The sequence below is a fragment of the Gordonia sp. IITR100 genome, from assembly GCF_002009645.1.
GTDB lineage: Bacteria > Actinomycetota > Actinomycetes > Mycobacteriales > Mycobacteriaceae > Gordonia > Gordonia hongkongensis.
Map to the genome: position 1 here is coordinate 38370 of NZ_MVKV01000009.1, position 22390 is coordinate 60759.

Annotated in this window: 12 protein-coding genes; 8 read left to right on the top strand and 4 right to left on the bottom strand. The window is 69.0% G+C overall.

What is annotated here, in order from left to right:
- The first annotated feature begins 33 nt into the window (after nt 1–33).
- The 4 genes from B1818_RS14190 (at nt 34) to B1818_RS14215 (ending at nt 3994) form a co-directional block, all read left to right on the top strand.
- Entirely contained in the window at nt 34–1461 is a 1428-nt protein-coding gene (locus tag B1818_RS14190) for an AIM24 family protein (protein WP_078113092.1), read from the top strand.
- An 82-nt stretch (nt 1462–1543) separates the two neighbouring features.
- Entirely contained in the window at nt 1544–2152 is a 609-nt protein-coding gene (locus B1818_RS14195) for a DUF4262 domain-containing protein (RefSeq protein WP_078113093.1), read from the top strand.
- A gap of 666 nt (nt 2153–2818) precedes the next feature.
- Nucleotides 2819–3271 (top strand): SRPBCC family protein, encoded by a 453-nt coding sequence (locus B1818_RS14210; RefSeq protein ID WP_078113096.1) that lies wholly within the window; start codon nt 2819–2821, stop codon nt 3269–3271.
- 267 nt (nt 3272–3538) lie between these two features.
- Entirely contained in the window at nt 3539–3994 is a 456-nt protein-coding gene (locus tag B1818_RS14215; RefSeq protein WP_078113097.1) for an SRPBCC family protein, read from the top strand.
- A 107-nt stretch (nt 3995–4101) separates the two neighbouring features.
- On the opposite strand, the gene B1818_RS14220 is transcribed toward B1818_RS14215, so the two are convergent.
- The 4 genes from B1818_RS14220 to rplN are packed head-to-tail and all read right to left on the bottom strand — an operon-like array spanning nt 4102 to nt 5589.
- Nucleotides 4102–4287, bottom strand: a complete 186-nt coding sequence (locus B1818_RS14220; protein ID WP_004019490.1) for a type Z 30S ribosomal protein S14 — start codon at nt 4285–4287, stop codon at nt 4102–4104.
- Between the two features lies 1 nt (nt 4288).
- Nucleotides 4289–4900, bottom strand: a complete 612-nt coding sequence (gene rplE / locus B1818_RS14225) for a 50S ribosomal protein L5 (protein WP_004019491.1) — start codon at nt 4898–4900, stop codon at nt 4289–4291.
- 1 nt (nt 4901) lies between these two features.
- Entirely contained in the window at nt 4902–5219 is a 318-nt protein-coding gene (gene rplX, locus B1818_RS14230) for a 50S ribosomal protein L24 (protein ID WP_005197643.1), read from the bottom strand.
- Between the two features lies 1 nt (nt 5220).
- Nucleotides 5221–5589 (bottom strand): 50S ribosomal protein L14, encoded by a 369-nt coding sequence (rplN, locus tag B1818_RS14235; protein ID WP_004019493.1) that lies wholly within the window; start codon nt 5587–5589, stop codon nt 5221–5223.
- A gap of 603 nt (nt 5590–6192) precedes the next feature.
- On the opposite strand from rplN, the gene B1818_RS14240 reads away from it, so the two are divergent.
- From B1818_RS14240 to B1818_RS14255, 4 genes are read left to right on the top strand one after another with little or no spacing between them, the layout of a single operon-like run.
- Entirely contained in the window at nt 6193–20058 is a 13866-nt protein-coding gene (locus B1818_RS14240) for a non-ribosomal peptide synthetase (RefSeq protein ID WP_078113143.1), read from the top strand.
- Nucleotides 20055–20312 carry an MbtH family protein gene (locus B1818_RS14245; protein WP_058251999.1) on the top strand — a complete coding sequence of 86 codons (258 nt, stop codon included), beginning with the start codon at nt 20055–20057 and terminating at the stop codon, nt 20310–20312. The genes B1818_RS14240 and B1818_RS14245 overlap by 4 nt, the downstream gene beginning before the upstream one ends.
- A complete protein-coding gene (locus tag B1818_RS14250) occupies nt 20305–21549 on the top strand; it encodes an ABC transporter ATP-binding protein (RefSeq protein WP_078113098.1) in 1245 nt (414 codons plus the stop codon). Before B1818_RS14245 ends, B1818_RS14250 begins: the two co-directional genes overlap by 8 nt.
- Nucleotides 21539–22321 (top strand): ABC transporter permease, encoded by a 783-nt coding sequence (locus B1818_RS14255; protein ID WP_058252001.1) that lies wholly within the window; start codon nt 21539–21541, stop codon nt 22319–22321. The genes B1818_RS14250 and B1818_RS14255 overlap by 11 nt, the downstream gene beginning before the upstream one ends.
- The last annotated feature ends 69 nt before the right edge of the window (nt 22322–22390 follow it).

The window sequence follows — 22390 nt, forward strand, 5'->3', positions numbered from 1 at the left end:
CTTCGCCGACGGCCGAAGACGATGGTTGGCACAATGGACACCGTGCTCACGCTGACCGCCGGGGAGAACCGTCCGCTGCCGTCGACGGCCGTGACCGTCTCGGTGCGCTCGGCATCGCCGGTCAACACCTCGGCGATCCTGCTCACCGATGCCGGTCGCGTCCGCTCCGACGCGGACCTCGTCTTCTACAACCAGCCCAGCGGCCCCGGCGTCGGATACCGTTCTGCCGGCTCGGCCGACATCATCTCGGTCGACACCGCCGCGCTGCCTCGGGAGATCGCGACGGTCGTCGTCGCGGCGAGCCTCGACGGGACCGGACCCGCGAGTTTCGCGACCGCCGGCGCCCTCACCGCGACGCTGACCGGCGGCGGCACCGAACTCGTCTTCAGCCCCTCCGGTCTCACCAGCGAGGCGGCCGTCGTGTGCCTCGAGATCTACCGGCGCAACGACGTCTGGAAGGTTCGTGCCGTCGGCCAGGGATACGACGCCGGTCTCGCGGGCCTCGCCACCGCCTTCGGCATCGAGGTCGACGACGAGCCCGCGACGCCGCCTCCTGGTCTGCCTCCGCGAGTCACCGATCCGCAGCCCTGGCCGCCGGCCGCGTCGACGCCAACCGCGCCGCCGCCGACACCCGAACCACCGGCCCCGCAATGGAATACACCGTCCGCACCGCCGCCTCCGCCCCGGCCCCCGGTCACCGCCCAACCACAGGGAGTTCCCATGCACAGCGATCTGTTCGCGCCGTCCCACGCCGAGGTCACCGGGCAGGGCATCCAGAAGCAGGGCAGCAAGATGTGCCGGGTCGGCCTCGCCGGTGAGGTCATGGCCCGCACCGGCTCGATGGTGGCCTACCAGGGCAACCTGAAGTTCGAGGCGCTCGGCTCGGGCGGCCTCGGACGGATGATGCGTCAGGCGATGACCGGCGAGGGCGTTCCGCTGATGAAGGTCACCGGACAGGGCGACCTGTTCCTGGCCGATGCGGCGTCGGACGTGCACCTCATCGACCTCGACGGTTCCGACGGCCTCACCATCAACGGCGCCAACGTCCTCGCCTTCGACTCCTCGCTGTCCTACGACATCGCCCGTGTGCAGGGTGCCGGCGCGATGAGCAACGCCGGACTGTTCAACTGCGTCTTCACCGGGCGCGGCCGGATCGCCATCACCACCGACGGCACCCCGGTCGTCCTCAACGTCGACGCCGCGACCTATGCCGACCCGCAGGCCGCGGTCGCGTGGTCGTCGAGCCTGCGCACCTCGGTGAAGTCCAACGACTCGTTCAACCTCGGCACCCTGATGGGACGCAGCACCGGCGAGCGGTTCACCCTCGAGTTCTCCGGCCGCGGGTTCGTCGTCGTGCAGCCGTCCGAACTCCCGCCCGGCGGGTTCGTCGGCGGGACCGGCGGCGGCGGGTCGGCCGGGTCAGGGGCCGGCGGCGTGTTGGGTGGCATCCTCGGTCGCTGACGAGGCGGAACTCGGCACGTCTTCCGAAGTTGTCGGTGCCGACTGCTCTACTACGCTCCACCTTCGAACAACAGGAGCGAGCATGACCCACCACTTCTCCGATCTGCGGGGTCTGCCTCGCTGGCACCCCGACCCGCTGGTACGCGAGACGCTCGACCGCATCCGGCGCTGCGGCTGGGCGGTGACGGCCGTCAGTGACGAGTGCACGTGTCACTCTCCCGAATGTGAAGCACCTGACTGCTCTTTCGCGTACACCACCGGCCTGCGCTTACACGACCTCCCCGAGTTGGCGGTGTACGGACTGGATGCACGAACGAGTGCATCGGTTCTCAACGAGCTGGGCAGCGTGTTCCACACCTATGACTGGCACTCGATCGTGTCGAATTCGGTTCCCATACAACTGGATTCGCTTGAGGTTCCGGTCACCGTCATCGAAATGGTGGACAAATCCGATCTCATCGTCACCAACGTCCTCTACCCCGACGCTCCGGTCTTGCAGGCGGTGTGGCCTGACGATCTGGGCAGCTATCCGTGGGAAGAGGGTTACACCCTTGCACCGGAACACCAATTCGTGATGGGCGTGCACGACCAGCGAGCGACCGGTGGCGACAGTCCGCGCGTCATCTACCCGCACCCCGGAATGAACCGGGCCCAGCGGCGCAAGGCGGCCCGACGCCGACGCCGACGCTGAGCAGGCGAGCGGCCAGGTGATCAGCCTGAGTTGCGGGGGCCATCGACCGTTCTCTCCTTGTCGGTGCCCCCGGATACAGTGAGTTCCTAGAGGCCACAGATGAAAGACGCACATCGGCGAGCGGTTACGCCGGTGTCGAACCAACGATGACGAGAAGCCCTACCTCCAGTTCTGTCCTGCGATGTGGAAGGTCCGTCATGACAACAACACTCGCCACCACGCCGCTGTCGGAGCTGCCACGCTCGACCGTCTCGGTGTGGCCCGACAGGCAACCGGCAAGACGTCCACCCTGTTGATCACAATGGGCGCAGCACCCGCAATCGCGCACCGCTGGTTGCGGATCGGCAACGCACACGCGTGCCTATGTCGGTTCAACCGCCGCACCATGACTCTCGATGATCGGGCCGCAGCCTGATCGATCCACCTCGGTGATCGATGACCGGCTCGCCTACGCGAGCGGCCGGAGAAAACCCGGCGTCAACACTGCTGACGCAGGATCCCGACGAGGACGACGCCCTGCTCAACACCTTCGCGCACCGATCCATCGGGCCGCGCATGCCCTTTGAGAACTCCATAGTGTTCGCGACCGGCCTGTGGTGCGGGCGAAAAGCGATGTCATAGAACATACTTGGCTACCGAATCCGGCGGGCGGGTAACGTCGAGGCCATGCCCGAAGCCAGTGCGACCGTCCTCGTCCGACAACCCCTCACCACGGTGTGGGAGTACTGCCTCATCCCGGAGCACGTCGCGGCGCTGACGCCCGGCGTGATCGGCGTCGAGACCGTCACCGACGGGCCGGTCTCGGTCGGGACCGTCTGGCGCGGCCAGATGAAGGGGCTCGGCCGCGCCGTCGAGTGGACCGGCGAGTTCACGCGGGTGGATGCGCACACCGCCACCGAGTTCTCCTCCACGGAGTCACCGCTCGAGTTCGCCATCTCGGCCACGTTCGCGGAGGTTGGTCGCGGCGTCGAACTCACCTATCGCATCCGCAACGCCGGCGTCGGCGGGGCGGTCGGGAAGCTCGCCGACGCGCTGGCGATCCGCGCGTATCAGCGATCGCTCGCCGCGAACGCGAAGAAGCTGCCGCGCCTGGTCGACGAATGGGCCGCCACCCGCTGACGACGACGCGGTCCGAGGAGTGCGATGTCGGGCATCAGTCCACGAGCGATCGATCTCCGACGGAGAAATCCATGACGACGACGGTCATGAAAGTCTTTGTTAGACATACGTATCGGGGACAATTCGGACGTAGCCTTCGGGCCGACGGGGAGTACTCTGACCGGCGGATGCATCTCGTTCGGACCGTGCACCACCCGCCCCGAGACGGTGTGCGGCGTGGCTCCGGCCCTGCCGACCCACAATCGTTCGCACACAAAGGGTTCCGTCATGCCCGAATCCAGCGCATCCGTCACAGTCCAGCAACCACTCGACATCGTCTGGGAGTACATGTCCGCTCCCGAACACACCACCGCCTACCTACCGGGAACCGTCGAGGTCACTCCGCTGTCCGATGGGCCACTCGCCGTCGGCTCTCAGTGGAAGGGTAAGACGGCCGTCCTTGGTCGGACGGTGGACTGGCGGGGAGAGTTCACCCGCGTCGACACCTGTGAGGAGACGGAGTTCCAGACCGTCGAAGCGCCGTTCCCGTTCACCACGCACATCTCTTTGGAGGAGACCTCCGACGGCGTCCGGGTGACGTGTCGGATCACGTCCTCGACCGGTTTCGGCGGGGTGTTCGGCAAGATGGCCGATCCCATCGTCAACCGCATCTATCAGCGTTCGCTCACCGCGTCGATCGAGAGCGTCCCCGATCTCATCGACGAGTGGCTCGCTCAGCAGTGACACGACAACGGCCCCACCTCGCCGAAGCGAGATGGGGCCGCTGGGGAATCGGTAGTGCGAATGCGCTCCATGAGCGCATTCGTGCTACGAAATCCGTCGGGTGAGAGTCACCAGCTGGACTTCTGCACGCCCGGCAGCTCGCCGGCGTGTGCCATGTCGCGCAGGCAGATTCGGCACAGGCCGAACTTGCGGAACACCGAGTGCGGGCGGCCGCACTTGTTGCACCGGGTGTAGGCCCGCACGGCGAACTTGGGCTTCTTGTTGGCCTTGTTGACCAGAGCCTTCTTTGCCATGTCAGTTGTCCTTAACGTTGTTGTCCTTGAACGGGAAGCCCAGGGCACGCAGCAGCGCCCGGCCTTCGTCGTCCGTGGTGGCCGACGTCACGACGGTGATGTCCATACCGCGGGGCCGGTCGATGTTGTCGATGTTGATCTCGTGGAACATCGACTGCTCGTTCAGGCCGAACGTGTAGTTGCCGTTGCCGTCGAACTGACGGTCCGACAGGCCGCGGAAGTCGCGGATACGCGGGAGGGCGATGGACACGAGACGGTCCAGGAACTCCCACATGCGGTCGCCACGGAGGGTGACGCGCGCACCGATCGGCATGCCCTCGCGCAGCTTGAACTGTGCGATGGACTTGCGAGCGCGACGGATCTCCGGCTTCTGGCCGGTGATCTTGGCCAGATCCTCGACGGCGCCGTTGATCAGCTTCGCGTCACGGGCGGCGTCGCCGACGCCCATGTTCACGACGACCTTCACGACGCCCGGGATCAGCATCACGTTGGGGTATTCGAACTCTTTGTTCAGCGTGTCCTTGATCTCCTCGCGGTAGCGAGTCTTCAGGCGCGGCTGGATCTTGTCGGCGGAGCTTGCGGAGCCGCCGTTCACAGTTTCAGTAGAGGTCATGTCAGATGTCCTTCCCGCTCTTGCGCGAGATCCGGACCTTCTTGCCCGTTTCCTCGTCGACGCGGTAGCCGACGCGAGTCGGGTTGCCGTCGGAGTCCACGACCATCACGTTCGAGACGTGGATCGAGGCTTCCTGGGTCACGATGCCGCCGGAGGAGGCACCGCGCTCGTTGGCCGACGCGGCGGTGTGCTTCTTGATTCGGTTGACGCCCTCGACGAGGACACGCTGGGTCTTCGGGAAGGCCTGGATGACCTTGCCCTTGGCGCCCTTGTCCTTGCCCGAGATGACGATCACGGTGTCACCCTTGTGGACCTTCATGTCAGATCACCTCCGGTGCCAGCGACACGATCTTCATGAACTTCTTCTCACGCAGCTCGCGGCCGACCGGGCCGAAGATGCGGGTGCCGCGGGGGTCGCTCTCACCCTTGAGGATGACGGCGGCGTTCTCGTCGAAGCGGATGTAGCTTCCGTCCGCACGACGGCGCTCCTTGGTGGTGCGCACGATGACGGCCTTGACGACCTCACCCTTCTTGACGTTGCCGCCCGGGATGGCGTCCTTGACAGTGGCGACGATGACGTCGCCAATGCCGGCGTAGCGCCGCGAGGAACCGCCGAGCACGCGGATGCACAAGATCTCCTTGGCACCGGTGTTGTCGGCGACTCGCAGGCGGGATTCCTGCTGAATCACTCGTTAGTCTCCTTGACCTGGCTTCTTATGTACGGCGGATTTCCGACCCGACGCACACGGTCTGCTGCCATCGAACACACGCCTGCCTGGGGTTTTGACCAGGTTGTGACACCCGGGCCGTCCGCCCCAGTGGGTTCGTGAGCCGATTCGCGACACAGCGGTGCCGCAGGCAACCCCACAAGTGTAGGGGAATGCCCAGGTCCCGGCCAAATCGATGGTCCTGGCGACCGCCCGGGGTTTCGGAGGACGCCGGGCCGGGAAAGTTTTCCGCGCACTGACCCATCTGGGGTGCACCGCCACGCGAAGCACCCATGAGACGAGATCGACCAGACACAAGCCCGTCCGGCGAGCAATCAGTGCGAGCCGGAAGGGAGCGAAACACGGGGGGCGTGTCAGCGCCGGGGGTAATTCTCGGCTGCCGATCGTGAGCCGAACGGTCACCATGCTCCCCGGGCTCCGCAGTTCAGTCCGACAACCGCGGCCTGACGGCAAGTCCTCGACTCGGGGCCACCAGCCCCGTGAGCGATGACCGGAGTTCGAATCCCCCAGTCCGAGCCGGGTTCGACGCTGCCGTGCGGGCACGCACTCACAGGGGAGGCACGCGTGACCACAGACGACGCGGTCCGGAACACCGTTGCTACCGACATCGACACCGACCTGACGATCCCGATGACCGCCGCTCAGCGCGGCATCTTCTACGCCCAGCAGCTCGAGCCGGACGTGCCGATGACCATCGACGCGTTCGTCGAATTCCGCGGCGACACATCGGGTCCGCAGGGCGAGAGCGGTGACGACCCACTCGTCGACGTCGATCCGGACATCATGCAGCGTGCGGTCACCCTCACCGAGAGTGAGACCGAGGCCCCGCTGCTGCGGCTGATCCCGACCGACGACGGCGAACCGATGATGGTTCTCGACCGGTCGCAGCACGTGGTGCTGGGTCGACAGGACTTCTCTGACGCCGAGGACCCGCGCGCGGCCGCACTGGCCTGGATCGACCGCCGGCGCAGTGCCAGCTCCGACGTCTTCGCCGACAACATCCTCGAGACACACCTGCTCAAAGTGGGTCCCGGACACTCGATCTGGTATTGCCACGGTCACCACATCGGCTTCGACGGCTATGCCGCGATGTACATGATGCTTCGTGTCGCCTCGCATTACACGGCGATCGTGAACGGAACGCCGCCGCCGATCGCGGACACCGCGTCGATGGTCGACATCGCCGAGTTCGACCGCGAGTACCGTGCCTCCGCCAAGTTCGCCGAGGACCGCGAGCACTGGGCGTCCCATCTGGCCGATATGCCCGAGATGACCACTCTCACCAGCCTTTCCGCTCCGGCCGCGCCGTTGTCGGTCGTCCGATCGGCGGTCCTCGACGACACCCTCGTCGCCCGGATCCGCGAGCTCGGACACAGCCACCGGGTCCGGCCGGCGTCGGTCATCACCGCTGCGGTGGCCGCCTACGTCGCGCGCTACACCGACCGCGACGAGGCCATGCTGAGCCTGCCGGTCGCGGCCCGCGACCGCGACGTGCTGCGCACCTCGGCGGGTCTGACCTCCAACGTCGTCCCGTTGCGTATCGCGCTCCACGACGATTCCGCCACCGTGACCGATCTCCTGAAATCGGTCAACGCGGAGATCAAGGCCGCCGTCCGGCACCAGAAGTTCCGGCACGAGGACATCACCTCCCAGATCCTCGGGGCAGCGGGGGCGCGGCGTGGCTTCTTCGGCCCGCTCGTCAACGTCATGCTGTTCTTCCAGCACATCGACTTCGGCCCGCTCAAGGGCGAATTGCACGTCCTGTCCACCGGACCGATCGAGGACCTGTCGGTCAACGTGTACGACAGCCTCGACGGCGGGATGACCCTGGACCTCGAGGCGAATCCGAACATCTACCCGGACGACGACATCACCACCCACCACCGTCGTCTCGTCGACTTCGTGACCGCCTTCGTCGGTGCGCCCGGCGACACGAGGATGTCGGACCTGCACCTCCTGACCGACGCCGAACGCGAAGCGCTACCCGAGCGCATGACCGGGGAACGGGTCGACCACGGCACCACCACCCTCGTCGACCTGCTCGACGACGCGACCCGGGCCCACCCTGACGACACCGCGCTCACCGACGCGCAGGACGGGCGATCACTCACCCATCGCGAATTCACCGACGCGGCAACACAGCTCGCGGCGGCACTCACCCGGCGCGGGATCGGTCCGGAGAGCGTCGTCGGCGTTCAGCTGCCCCGCAGCACGGACCAGATCCTGGCGCTGCACTCGGTGATCCGTGCCGGCGGCGCATTCCTGCCGATCGACCCGGCCGAGCCGGCGGACCGGCTCGGGCACATCCTCGAGGTGGCCGCCCCCGACCTCGTCATCACCGACACGGTGCTGGCCGAACTGCGTGCCGACGAAGGGGTCGCCGCGGCGACAACGCCCCCGGGCCCCGACACGGCCGCGTACGTGCTGTTCACCTCCGGTTCCACCGGCAAGCCGAAGGGCGTGGTCATCACCCACCGCGCCATCGTCAACCGCCTCGCGTGGATGCAGGCCCGCTACGAGCTCGCACCGGACGACCGGGTGCTGCAGAAGACCCCGTCCACCTTCGACGTGTCGGTCTGGGAGTTCTTCTGGCCGTTCACCACCGGCGCGGCACTGGTCGTACCGACTGCCGACGGTCATCGCGACCCCTGGTATCTGCGTGACGTGATCGCCGAACACCGCGTCACGACACTGCATTTCGTGCCCTCGATGCTCGCCGCCTTCACCGCGGCACTCGACGCCGACGATGCATCGGAGCTGACGAGCCTGCGCCGCATCTTCACCAGCGGTGAGGCTCTGACTCCCGCGACGGTCGGTGCCGCCGCGATGCTGACGTCCGCTCCGATCCACAACCTCTATGGCCCCACCGAGGCCGCGATCGACGTCACCCACCACGACCACTGCCGCGCCGACGTCCCGGTGATCCCGATCGGCTCCCCGGTGTGGAACACCGGTGTCCACGTGCTCGACCACCGCCTGCGGCCGCAACCGCCCGGCGCGATCGGCGAACTCTATCTCGGCGGCATCCAGCTGGCCCGCGGCTATCGCTCCCGCGCGGACCTGACCGCATCACGGTTCGTCGCCTCGCCGGCCGTGCCGGGCGAACGGCTCTACCGCACCGGCGATCTCGTCCGTCTGAACGCCTCCGGCGAGCTGGAGTACCTCGGTCGCACCGACTCACAGGTCAAGATCCGCGGCCAGCGGGTCGAACTCGGCGAGATCGAGTCGACCCTCAGCCGGCTGCACGGCGTGACCGCCGCGGGCGTGGTCATCCGGGACGATCTGGTCGCCGGTGAGCCCACGATCGTCGGTTACGTCACCGGCACCGGACTCACCGACAAGGACCTGCGAGCCGAACTCCGAACCGCGCTACCGGATCACATGATCCCCACCGCGATCATGGTCCTCGACGCACTGCCCACCACCGCCAACGGCAAGCTCGACCGCCGTGCGCTGCCGCGGCCCGACCTGCGGACCCACCGCGAGTTCGTCCCCGCGCGTACCGCGCTCGAACGCTTCGTCGTGGCGTCCGTCGCCGATGTGCTCGACCTGCGCGACGGCATGTCCGACGAGGTGGCGAACGAGGCTCCCGCCACGGCTCCGGCGTCGGTGTCGCTGAGCGACAACTTCTTCGAGATCGGCGGGACGTCACTGTCGGCGACACGGCTGGCCTCGCGGCTGTCTCGCGCCACCGGCCATCGGATCGGGATCCGTACGGTGTTCGACGCCGACGACCTCGCCGGCCTAGTAGCGGCCCTCTCCGACCTGGGCGTCGACACCTATGAGCCGGCCGTCGGCTCCGCCTCGGTCCCCTCCGACGACACCGCCGGGCGGACCGTCTCCGGAGCCGTGCCGCTGTCCCCGGCCCAGCATCGGCTGTGGCTCGCGACACGGTTGGACTCCGCGTCCTCGGCGACCTACAACATGCCGTTCACCGTCCGCTTCGTCGGCGCACTCGACACCGACGCACTCCGGACGGCCCTGGTCGACGTCGTCCGCCGACACGAGCCGCTGCGCAGCGTCGTCGCCGAGATCGACGGTGTGGCATGCATCTCCGCGATCGACCCGGACGCGGTCGACGTCGACCTGCCGGTCCTCGCGACCGGTGACGTCGCCCAGTGCCCGGACCGCGACTTCGCCTCGCTCCCCTTCGATCTGGCCGCCGAGATCCCCGTCCGTGCGCGCCTCGTCCGTACCGCCGACGACGATCATCGACTCACGATGGTCGTCCATCACATCGCGGCCGACGGCTGGTCGCTGGCCCCCCTCGCCGGCGACCTGGCCACGGCCTACCGCGCCCGCCGCGACGGCATCGAGCCCGAATGGTCGCAGCTGCCGGTCTCCTACTCGCAGACCAGCGCCGCACGTCACGCATGGCTCGACGAGAGTCCGCATGCCGCGGCCGAACTCGAGTTCTGGCGGGACACCCTCGACGGGGCGCCGGGCGAGACCGAGCTGCCCCTGGACCGTCCCCGAGGCCGGGATTCGGAGGTGACCGGTCGGTCCGGATCGTCGGTGACCTCGACCATCGACCCCGACACCTACGGCGCGATCCGGACCATCGCGACCGAGGCCGACGCCACTGTCTTCATGGTGCTCCACGCCTCGGTGGCGCTCCTGCTCCGTTCCCTCGCGCAGTCCTCGGACGTCATCATCGGCACACCGGTGTCCGGACGCGGCGACGCCGACCTCGACGACCTCGTGGGCATGTTCGTCAACACGCTGGCGTTGCGCACCGTCGTCGACAAGGACCTGCCGTTCGCCGACCTGGTGGCACATGTCCGGGACACCGATCTGAACGCGTTCGACAACGCCGACATGCCGTTCGACCGACTGGTGACCGAACTGAACCCGGCCCGTTCGGGCAATGTCCACCCGTACTTCCAGGTGTCGATGGCCCTGGAGGACCGTTCCGCCATCCGGCTCGACTTCGCCGGGCTCTCGGCGACCGCATCCCGCGTGGACACCGGTCGCACCACCTTCGATCTGCAGTTCACGTTCACCGAGGTGCGCGGGGCGACCGGCGAGCCCGCCGGCCTCACCCTCGAGATCGGTTACGCCACCGCTCTCTTCGACCGGGACACGGTGGCCGGACTCGGTTCGCGCCTGGTCCGCATGCTGGAGGCGGCGACCGCGGACCCGAGCGCCCCGATCGGCGACCTGCCGGTGCTCGACCTGCACGAGCGTCTCGATCTCGTCCCGGCAGTCGGCGAAGGCCGCCGTCCGGTCGAACACCTCACCCGGCTGCTGTCGGCGGCCGCGGAGTCCTCGCCACACCGCGTCGCGGTCACCGACGGCACCCGGTCGCTGACCTACCGCGAACTCGACGCGGCGTCGAACCAGCTGGCGCGGGCGCTCATCGACGGTGGCGCCGGGCCTGAAAACCATGTGGCCGTGGCACTTCCGCGCAGTGTCGAGTGGATTGTCGCGATGTGGGCGATCGCCCGCACCGGAGCCGCCTGGCTCCCGGTCGATCCCGCGTATCCGTCCGGCCGCATCGAACACATGCTGACCGACTCGGGCGCACGACTGCTCGTCACCGATCGGTCGTCCGATCCCGGCGCCGGGCCCGCTCTGAGCACAGTCGTCCTCGACGACCCCGCGATCCGCGAATGGGTCGAAGCCGAATCAACGGAGCCCATCGCGGACTCGGAGCGACGAGGCGTCCTCGACGTCGACCAGCCCGCCTACCTGATCTACACATCGGGGACCACCGGCACGCCCAAGGGCGTCGTCGTCAGCCACCGCGGACTCGCCGACTTCGGCGCGCAACAGGTCACGCAGTACGGGATCACGCCCACCAGTCGGACGATGCACATGGCGTCGCCGAGTTTCGATGCGTCGGTACTCGAGATCCTGATGGCGATCTCCGCCGGGTCGACCATGCACATCGTGCCGCCGGGGATCGTCGGCGGCACCGAACTCGCCGAGCTGATGCGCGATGCGCGGATCACGCACGCGTTCCTGACCCCGTCGGTGCTGACGACCATGTCCCCGGACGACGTCCCCGATCTCGAGGCACTCGTCATCGGCGGCGAGCACCCGAACTCCGAGGTGGTCCGCACCTGGTCGACCGGCCCGAAGCTGTTCAACGCGTACGGTCCCACCGAGACCACCGTGGTGGCCGCGGTGTCGGCGCCGATCAGTCCCGACTACACGACGCTGACCATCGGCCGGCCCATCCGCGGCATCTCCGCGCTGGTCCTGGATGAGCGCCTGCGTCCGGTCGCCCCCGGCGCGATCGGCGAGTTGTACATCGCCGGTGAGCATCTCGCCCGCGGGTACCACGGCGTCCGACCGCTGACATCCAAACGCTTCATCGCCAACCCCTATGGCGATCCCGGCGAGCGCATGTACCGAACCGGCGACCTCGTCCGGTGGACCTCCGATCACGAACTCGAGTTCCGCGGGCGGGCCGACCATCAGACCAAGATCCGCGGGCATCGCATCGAACTCGGTGAGATCGACGCCGCCCTGGTCGCCGACGAGTCGGTGCGGGCGGCGGTCACCACCACGCACGGCGAGGGCGACCGCGCCCATCTCGTGTCCTACGTGACCGTGACCGCGGGCGCCCACGGGCAGGCCGCTGCGGTGCGAGACCGATTGGCACAGCGCCTGCCGCGGCACATGATCCCGTCGACGATCATCGAGCTCGACGAGATCCCCACGACCCCGATCGGCAAGGTCGACCTCCGGGCACTGCCCGCGCCGGAGCCGGGATCGGTGGACGGCGACGTGGCGTTCGTCGCGCCGCGCAACCCCCTGGAGCAGGCAGTCGCCGATCTGATCGCCGAGCGTCTCGAGCTGGAGCCGGGCACCATCGGCCGCGATCATGACTTCTTCGATCTCGGCGGCAACTCGTTGCTGGCGACCCAGATCGTCGGCGCACTCGAGAGTCTCACCGGGCGACGAATCCCCGTCCGCGAGGTCTTCGACCACTCGACCGTCGCCGGCATCGCCCGGCTCGGCGGCGCCGACGAGGGTGACACCGCCCTCGTCGAGGCGCGGACGCTCGCCGACCTCCGGCACGATCCGGACAGCCCGGCGCGACCGGGACCCGCGCAGCAGCAGCTCTGGTTCCTCAACCAGCTCGCGGGCGGTGCCGAGGCCGATCCGGGTCTAGCCGACTCCGACAACGGTTCGTCGACAGCCGATTACGCCATCGCCTTCGCGCTGGATCTGCGTGGCGATCTCGACGTGGACGCCCTCTCCGGCGCGCTCCGATACGCCGTCGACCGCCACGAGATGCTGCGCACCGTCTATCCCGAGCACGACGGGCGCCCCGACCTGGACGTACGTCCCACCGACGAGGTGCAGACCGAACTCACCGTCGTCGAGACGACTTCGGCGGAGTGGCCGGCCCAGGCGCAGGCGCTGGCGCGTCGTCCGTTCGACCTGACCGTCGACGTACCGCTGCGCGTCGCGCTGCACCGGATCGACAGTGACACCGCGCATCACAAGCTGACCCTCGTCATCCACCACATCGCGGCCGACGGTTGGTCGATGGTGCCGCTGCACCGCGACATCACCACCGCCTACGCCGAACTGCGGACGGCGGCCGAGAACGGTACCGAAGCCGCGGTCACCGCCGCTCCGCCGGCCCTGGACTATCGCGACTACCTGCGCTGGCAGGCCGATCACCTCGAGACCCGGACCGATCTGGCCGACCGGTGGCGACAGGACCTGGACGGGATCGATGTCGGTCCGATCCTCGTGCCCGACGCGCCGAGCGGGTCCGCCCGCACCGCGGGCGTGGTCGAGGTCGACTTCGACGCCGAACTGCGCAGCCGCCTGTCCGCACTGGGCGGCGGCCGGGCGACCGAATTCATGTGCGTGCATGCGGTGTTCGCCGCGCTGCTGCATCGGCTGAACGCCGACCCGGAGGTTCATGTCGCCGGTTCGGCGTCGGACATCGTGATCGGCACCCCCGTCGCCGGACGCGCCGATCCCCGGCTCGCCGACATCGTCGGCATGTTCGTGAACTCGGTCGTCCTCCGGACCCCGGTCGACGGGAGCCAGGGGTTCGCGGCCCTGCTCGACTCCGTCCGCAGCCGCGATCTGGACGCGCTGGCGGGCGCCGACATGCCGTTCGAGCAGATCGTCTCGATGCTCAATCCGCCTCGCACGGACCGGCATCCGATATTCCAGATCGCGCTGGCGTTCGACGCCGGGGTCTCTGACACCCTCGAACCGGACCACACCAGGGTGGATCTGCCCGGCCTGCAGGTCGTCGCCGAGGAGATCGAGACCGCGGCCGCCCGGTTCGACCTCGAACTGCGAATCCGCAATGGGCGCGCGCGGTTCACCTATGCGACCGATGTCCACACGCACGAGCGCGTCAGCGAACTGGCCCGGATGTTCGTCGATCTCGCACGCGAGGTCGCCGCGGATCCGTCGACACCGCTCGACGACCTCGCCGGGGCCGCTGATCTCGCGGCCACCGCCGATCCGGCTGTGCGCGACCACCGCTCGATCGAGCCGCGGCATCTCGCCGACATTCTCGCCGACACCGTCATCGACCACTCCGATCGCGTGGCGGTCGAGGACGGAGACCGCACGCTCACCTACGCCGAGATCGATCGGATCTCCGCGCGCTGGGCACTCACCCTGCGCGATCTCGGGGTCGGAACCGAGGACGTGGTCGCGATCGCCGTCGATCGCAGCCTGGAATCGGTGATCGCCACGTGGGCCGTGACGAAGGCGGGCGCGGCCGCACTGCCGGTCGACATGCGTTATCCGGCCGAGCGGATCGCCCACATGATCGCCGATTCGGGCGCCATCCTCGGCATCAGCAGCGCCGACCACCGTCGCGATGTGCCGCACGACATCTGGTGGCTGACCCCGGAGGATCTGCGCACCGGCGAGCGCGCTGGCTTCCGGCCCCCGGCCCGGCACCCGGATTCGATCGCCTACATCGTCTACACCTCCGGCTCCACCGGAAAACCGAAGGGCGTCAGCGTGTCCCACCGCGGCCTGGCCGCATTCGCCCAGACCCAGCGGGAGCGGTACGAGGTCGGCCCCGGCGATCGCACCCTGCTGTTCGCCTCCCCCTCGTTCGACGCATCGATGCTGGAGTTCCTCCTCGCTGTCGAGTCCGGCGCGACGATGGTGGTGGCACCGACGACGATCTACGGCGGCGACGAACTCGTCGAGTTCCTCGACGAGCGCGAGGTCACCCACGCGTTCATCACGCCGTCGGCCCTCGCCGCCGCGGCACCCCATCCGCTCCCCCACCTTCGGACCCTCGGCGTGGGCGGCGAGGCCAGCACTCCGGAACTCGTGGCGCGCTGGGGAACCGGCCGTCGCTACATCAACTCCTACGGACCGACCGAGACGACCATCGTCGCGACGATGTCGGCGCCGCTGCACCCGGGTGAGCCGATCACCATCGGCACGCCGGTCCACGAATGCACCGCACTCGTCCTCGACCACCGGTTGCGCCCGCTGCCCGACCACGTCCCCGGCGAGCTCTACCTCACCGGGCCGGGAGTGGCACGGGGCTACCTGGGGCGGCGCAGCCTGACCGCCGGCCGGTTCGTGGCCTCCCCCGACGGAAACGGCGCCGTCATGTACCGCACCGGTGACATCGTGCACCGCGACGCCGACGGCGCGCTGACCTACCACGGTCGCAGTGACAACCAGGTGAAGGTCCGCGGTTTCCGCATCGAACTCGACGAGGTGAGTGCGGCACTGGCGGCCGTGGACGGAATCGACTTCGCCACCACCGTCGTCCGCGGCGAGAGCGCATCGGCCACCCTGGTCGGTTACGTGACGCGCTCCGCCGGGGCGGCCGGCGACCCCGAGTCCGCAGACGCCCCGGAAACAGTGGACACCGCACAGGTGTTGGAGTCGGTCCGCAGCCGCCTGCCGCGCCACATGATCCCGTCCGCGATCGTCGTGCTGGACGAGATCCCATTGACCGGCAACGGCAAGCTCGACCGGCGGGCACTGCCGGAGCCGTCGGCGAGCAGCATGTCGTCCGTCGGTCGCGCACCGCGCGGTGATGCCGAGACCGCGCTGGTCGGCATCGTCGCCGACGTGCTCGGCCTCGCTCGCGAGGAGATCGGTGCCACCGACGACTTCTTCCTGCTGGGTGGCACCTCGCTGCAGGCGACCACCCTGGTCAGTCGGATCAACCGGGTGTCGGCCGACGGCCGCCTCCGCGTCCGGGACGTCTTCGACCACCCGACCGCCGAAGCCCTCGCGGACCTGATCAGCCTGCCGGCCGACTGGGCACCGACCGCGGAGTCCGACGAGTCGTCGGGTCGCCCGGTCCGACGGGAGACATTCCCGCTCGCGCCGGTCCAGCGCCGCCTGTGGTCGCTGGCGGCGGCCGACCCCGCGTCGACCGAATACCTGATGCCCTTCGTCCTGCGACTGACCGGGGACATCGATCTCGCGGCCCTCCGCGGCGCACTCACCGATGTCGTCGCCCGGCACACCAGCCTGCGGACGGTCTTCGAGGCGGTCGACGGGACACCGACGGGCCGGGTGCTCGACGATCCCGCGGCCGTCGTCGGCTCGCTGACCCCCGTCCTCCCCGCGGACCCCGACGCACTGATGAGCGAGATCGCGCGCCTCGCGTCGACGCCCATCGACCCGACCACCGAGGCGCCGCTGCGTGCCGCGGTCGTCGCGGACCCCGGTGCGCGTGGCGAGACCGCGACGCACATCCTGCTGCTCGTCGTGCATCACATCGCCGCCGACGGCGCGTCGTTGCCGACCCTCGTCGGCGACCTGGCGCAGGCCTACCGAGAACGACGCGCCGGCCGCGCCGACACCTGGGATGCGGCCGCTCTCGACTACCGCGACCACGCCGTCGAAAGTGCGACAGCGCCCGCGGCGACCGACGAGCTGGGATTCTGGACCGAACACCTCGCGGGTGCGCCCGCCGAGAGCACGGTCGAACCGGTCGGCGGCGGCAGACGCGGTTCCGGTGCCCGGTCGGTGAGTCTGCCGCTCCCGGCACACACCCGGGCGGGACTGACCGCCTTCGCCCGCGAACAGTCGACGACGCCGTTCTCCGTCCTGCATACCGCACTGGCGATCCTGCTGCACCGTCTGGGCGTCGGCGACGACCTGGTCATCGGCAGTCCGGTCGACAACCGCACCGGTATGACCGGCGTCGACCGCGACTACAGCGGCGTGGTCGGCATGTTCGTCAACATGGTGCCGCTGCGCAGCCACCTGCGCAGCGCGGAGACCGTCGCCGCACTCGTCCGCCGGACCCGCGACACCGACATCGACGCCCTCGATCACCGCGGGGTGCCCTTCGACGACATCGTGACCGCGCTCAATCCCGAACGCGCGCACGGTCGACACCCGCTCTTCCAGGTGGCGTTGTCGGTGCACGACTTCGCCGGTGGCGCGCCGACCCCGGTGGGCGGTGCGGATTCCCTTGCCGGGACCGCCGTTCCGATGGACGACGACCTGATGGCCGAGGTGGCCGAATTCGAGTCCCTCGCAGCCAAGTTCGACCTGCAGTTCACCGTCACCGGCCTGGGCGCGACCGACTCCGACACCGACGCCGCCGTCCAGATCACCTACGACGCGGCGCGATACGGCCACGACGACGCCCAGATGCTGGGAACGCGGCTCATGCGCGTGTTGCGCGGCATGCTCGGCGACCCCGGACGCGCGATCGGCGACATCCGCATCACCGACCCCCTCGAGGTGGCCGAGCGCACCCCCGCTCTCGGACCGCGCGGCAACGCACCGACGACGCTGGACGTGCTGATCGCCGATGCGGTGCGGCGGCACCCCGACGGGCTCGCCGCGATCGGGCAGCCCACCGCGGACGGCGAGGGCCCTGAGACGCTCACCTACGCCGAACTCGACGCACGCTCGAACCGGCTGGCCCGGGTCCTCCTGGGCCGCGGGGTGGGGGCCTACTCGCGCTCGGACGACGAGCCGGGGACCGAGGGTCCCGACGTCCGGTCGTCCCGCGAACCGGTGGTCGCGATGGCGATCAGCCGTTCCATCGACTCCCTGGTGGCGATCTGGGCGATCGTGAAGGCCGGCGCCGCATACGTTCCCATCGACCCCGAGTATCCCGCCGACCGCATCGCGCACATGCTCGGCGACAGCGGCGCGCAGCTGGTCGTGACGACCTCGTCGTCGTGGGAACGCATCGCGGAGAGCTCGGCCGGGAGCGAGATACCGACCCTCGTCCTGGACGCCGCGTCGACCCGGACCCGCATGAAGCACTCCTCGCCGGCGCCGATCACCGACGCCGAGCGGGCGTCGACGATCCGCCCGGATCAGTTGGCGTACATCATCTACACGTCGGGATCGACCGGTAAGCCCAAGGGCGTCCTGGTCCCGCACAGCGGGTTGCGCGCGGTGCACGACGAACTCGCGGAACGGATGAACCCCGGACCCACGTCCCGCGTGTTGCACTTCGCCTCACCGAGTTTCGACGCCTCCCTGCTGGAGATGCTGCTCGCGCTGGCCGGTTCGTCGGCACTGACCATCGTCGAACCCCACGTCTACGGCGGCACCGCGCTCAGCGATGTGATCAGGGCGCGCCAGGCGACGCATGCGTTCATCACCCCCGCCGCGGTGGCCAGCATGGATCCCGCCGCCGTGCCGTCACTGCGCGCACTCGCGGTCGGTGGCGAGGCCTACGGAACCGACCTCGTGCGGCGCTGGTCGCCCGGTCGCACGATGATCAACGTCTACGGACCCACCGAGACGACGATCATCACGACCGGCAGCCGGTCGCTGACCCCGAACACGCCGCTGACGATCGGCACGCCGAACAACGGCGTCGGCGCGCTCGTCCTCGACGATCGGCTGCACCCGGTGCCGCCCGGCGTCACCGGCGACCTGTACCTGACCGGCGTGCAGCTCACGCGCGGTTATCACCGTCGGCCCGGCCTCACCGCGGTCCGGTTCGTCCCGGCTCCGATGGTCACCGGGCCCAGGTTCGCCGGCCAACGGATGTACCGCACCGGCGACCTGGTCCGCTGGACCGGTGACGGGCAGCTCGTCTACGTCGGCCGCAGCGATTCCCAGGTGCAGGTCCGCGGATTCCGCATCGAACTGGGTGAGATCGACGACGCGCTCGCCGCCGAACCCGACGTCGACTTCGCCGTGACACTCGTGGACGGCACCGGTGCCCAGGCGATCCTGCGCAGCTACGTGACCGCGACCGGCGGGCACCAACCCGATCCCGCCGACCTGCGGCGCCGGGTGGGACGACGGCTGCCGCGGCACATGGTGCCGGTGTCCGTCTCCGTGCTCGAGGACATTCCGCTGACCCCCACCGGCAAGCTCGACCGCGCGGCGCTGCCGACCCCGGCCGTCTCCGCCTCGGGCCGAGCGCCGGCCCCCGGGACCGAGACGACCATCGCCCGCGTCTTCGCGGAGGTACTCGAGGTCGACCTCGACGCCATCGGCGCCGACGACGGATTCTTCGACCTGGGTGGCAACTCCCTGATGGCCACCGCCGTGACCGGCAAGCTGAGCGAGCTCACCGGACAGCACCTGGCGGCGCAATCGCTGTTCGGGGCCCCGAGTCCCGCCGAACTCGCCGAGCTGCTCGACGGCGGGGCACACTCCGACGGGGACACCGGACCGTCGGCCTCCGGTCTCGACACCCTCCTGCCGTTGCGCCGCACCAGCAACGACGCCGGAAGCGATGCTCCCGCACCGTTGTTCGTGGTCCACCCGGCGATCGGACTGTCCTGGAGCTTCACCTCCCTGCTGCCCCACCTGCCCGCCGACCGCGCGGTCTACGGCCTACAGCACCCGGCGCTCGCCGGTGATCCGTGCCCGCAGACGATCGCCGACCTCGCCCAGGTGTACGTGGCGAAGCTGCGCACGGTGTCACCGGAGGGGCCGTACCATCTGCTCGGGTGGTCGCTGGGCGGGTTGATCGCCCACGAGATGGCCGTGCAACTCCAGGAGGCCGGCGAGACCGTCGAGCAACTCGTCGTGCTCGACAGTTACGTCGTCGCCGAACGGCCCGACCTCGACACCGAGGCGTCGATCGCAGAACTCATGCGCGAGTTCGGACTCGACGTCCCCGAGGGTGGCGAAGAGGGCACCGAGCCCTCGGTCGCGGACGCGTTCCGTGTCATCTCCGCGGCGGGCGGCGCGCTCGGCGGCTTGTCCGAGGAGACGCTCACGACCGTGCACGAGGTGTTCCGCCACGCCTCACCGCTGGCGCGGAACTGGCAACCCCGGGTCTTCGACGGCGACCTCACCTTCGTCACCGCGACCGTGGACGCGCACGACGGTCCGCCGGCGGTCGCCGACTGGCACAGCAAGGTCACCGGTCGCGTCGTCGAGGTCGAGGCGACCAGCACCCACGCACGCATGTTGCTGCCGGAGAACGTCTCCGAGTGGCTGACCGCAATCGAATCCGGCCCGATCGAATCAGACCCGGGCACACCGGGAATCGCAGCACAGGAGGAGGAATCATGACGAACCCGTTCGACGACACCGAGGGGACCTTCCACGTCCTCGTCAATCACGAGAACCAGCATTCCTTGTGGCCGGACTTCGCCCCCGTCCCCGACGGTTGGACCGTCGTGTTCGGTCCGTCGGGTCACGACGAGTGCCTCGAGTACGTCGAGGAGAACTGGCGAGACATGCGGCCCGCCAGCCTGATCCGCGCGATGGAACGTTCGCAGAACAGTGAAAGGGAGGTCACACATGGGGCGGCACAGTATGGCTGACACCACGTCGGCCGAAACCACTCCGGGGACCACAGCGTCGCCGTCCGGTCCGGTCACGACTCCCGGCGAGACGTCCACCGATGGCGTCTCCCCCGCCCGCAACGCCCTCGAGCTGCGCGGCCTGCGAAAGACGTTCCGCACCGGGCTGTTCGGCCGGGGTCGCCGCGTTCATGCCCTCAACGGCCTGGACCTGACCGTGCCCGCCGGCACCGTGCACGCGCTGCTCGGCCCCAACGGAGCCGGCAAGACCACCACCGTCCGCGCGGTGGCGACGCTGATGAAACCCGACGAGGGCAGCGTCGTGGTCGACGGTGTCGACGCACTCGCCGATCCCGGCGCAGCCCGCAAGATCATCGGCGTGTCCGGGCAGTACGCCGCCGTCGACGGGAACCTGACCGGTTTCGAGAACCTGCGGATGGTCGGTCAGCTGTACGGACTCTCCCGGGGCGAGGCCTCGGCACGGGCGCGCGAACTGATCGCCGACCTCGCCCTGCAGGACGCCGCCGACCGCCCGATGCGTACCTACTCCGGCGGCATGCGCCGGCGGCTCGATCTCGCCGGCGCCCTGATCAACCGACCGTCCCTGGTCATCCTCGACGAACCGACGACCGGGCTGGATCCCCGTGGGCGACGCCAGATGTGGGAGGTCATCACCGAACAGGTCGCGAACGGCGCGACGGTCCTGCTCACGACGCAGTACCTGGAAGAGGCCGACGCCCTGGCCGACGAGATCACCGTCATCGACCACGGGACGATCCGGGCCCAGGGCAGTGCCGCCGACCTCAAGGCCTCCACCGGTGCGTCGATCCTCACCATCGAGGTGCGTTCGGACGGGACCGCTCACGACGAGCTGGTCGCCACGACCCTCGCCGAGGTCGGACTCGGCATGCCCGAACGACTCGACGAGTCGGATCGCCCCGACCCGGCACACACCGACAACTCACGGTGGTCCCTGCCGGTCAGCGACGGGAGCCGCAGCGCGGTCGCCGCCGTCCGGGCGCTCGACGCCGCCGGGATCGTCGTCGTCGACGCCACCGTCGCGACGCCGACCCTCGACGATGTGTTCCTGGCCCTCACGGAGCGGGACACGCCGGACAACGATGGCGGCAGTGACCACGGCGGCGAGACATCGGCCACGGCCGATGCCGAGACCACCGTCATCCCGACGGTGGCCGACGCCGATCCCGATCTCTCCCACGCCCCGACGACCCGAACGGATCGACTCCATGCTCACTGACACCGCAGTGCTGGTCGAGCGAAACCTGCTCACCGTCAAGCGAATTCCCACCCTGCTGATCAGTGCCACCATCCAGCCGCTGATGTTCGTGTTCCTGTTCGCCTACGTCTTCGGCGCGACCTTCGGCGGGGGTTCCTACCGGGAATTCCTGATGGCCGGCATCTTCACGCAGACCGTCGTCTTCAACGCGGCCTTCACCACGGTCGGCCTGGCCAACGACACCTCCGACGGCATCGTCGACCGGCTGCGGTCGCTACCGATGTCCCGGTTGGGCGTCATCAGCGGCCGTGTCACCTCGGACATGCTCCTGGGCGTCGTCGGCCTCGCGGTGATGGTCGCGTGCGGGCTCGCCATCGGCTGGCGGGTCCAGGGCAGTGCCGGCGACGCCGCCCTCGCCTTCGGCATCATCGGATTGTTCGCGCTCGCCATGGCGTGGGTGGGTGCGGTGACCGGTCTCGCCGCGCCGAATGTCGAAGCCGCACAGAGCATCGGGTTCTTGTGGATGTTCCCGGTCACGTTCCTGTCGAGCGCGTTCATCTCCGCCCAGAGCCTGCCGGGTCCGCTGCGCGCGATCGCCGAGTGGAATCCGGTGACGGCAGTGGCGACCGCGTCCCGGCAGCTCTTCGGCAACGAGGCACCGCCGACCTTCCCCGAGGCCACCGGATGGGTCGCCGACCACGCGGTCGGATACTCGGTGGGATCGGCGCTGGTCATACTGGCGGTGTGCATACCCGCCTCGCTCATCCTGTACCGCCGCGCCGCCAACCGGTGATCTGCAGGTCAGTGATCCATGGATTCGCGATCGGTAGCCCCGGGATCGACGATCACCCGAGAAATCCCT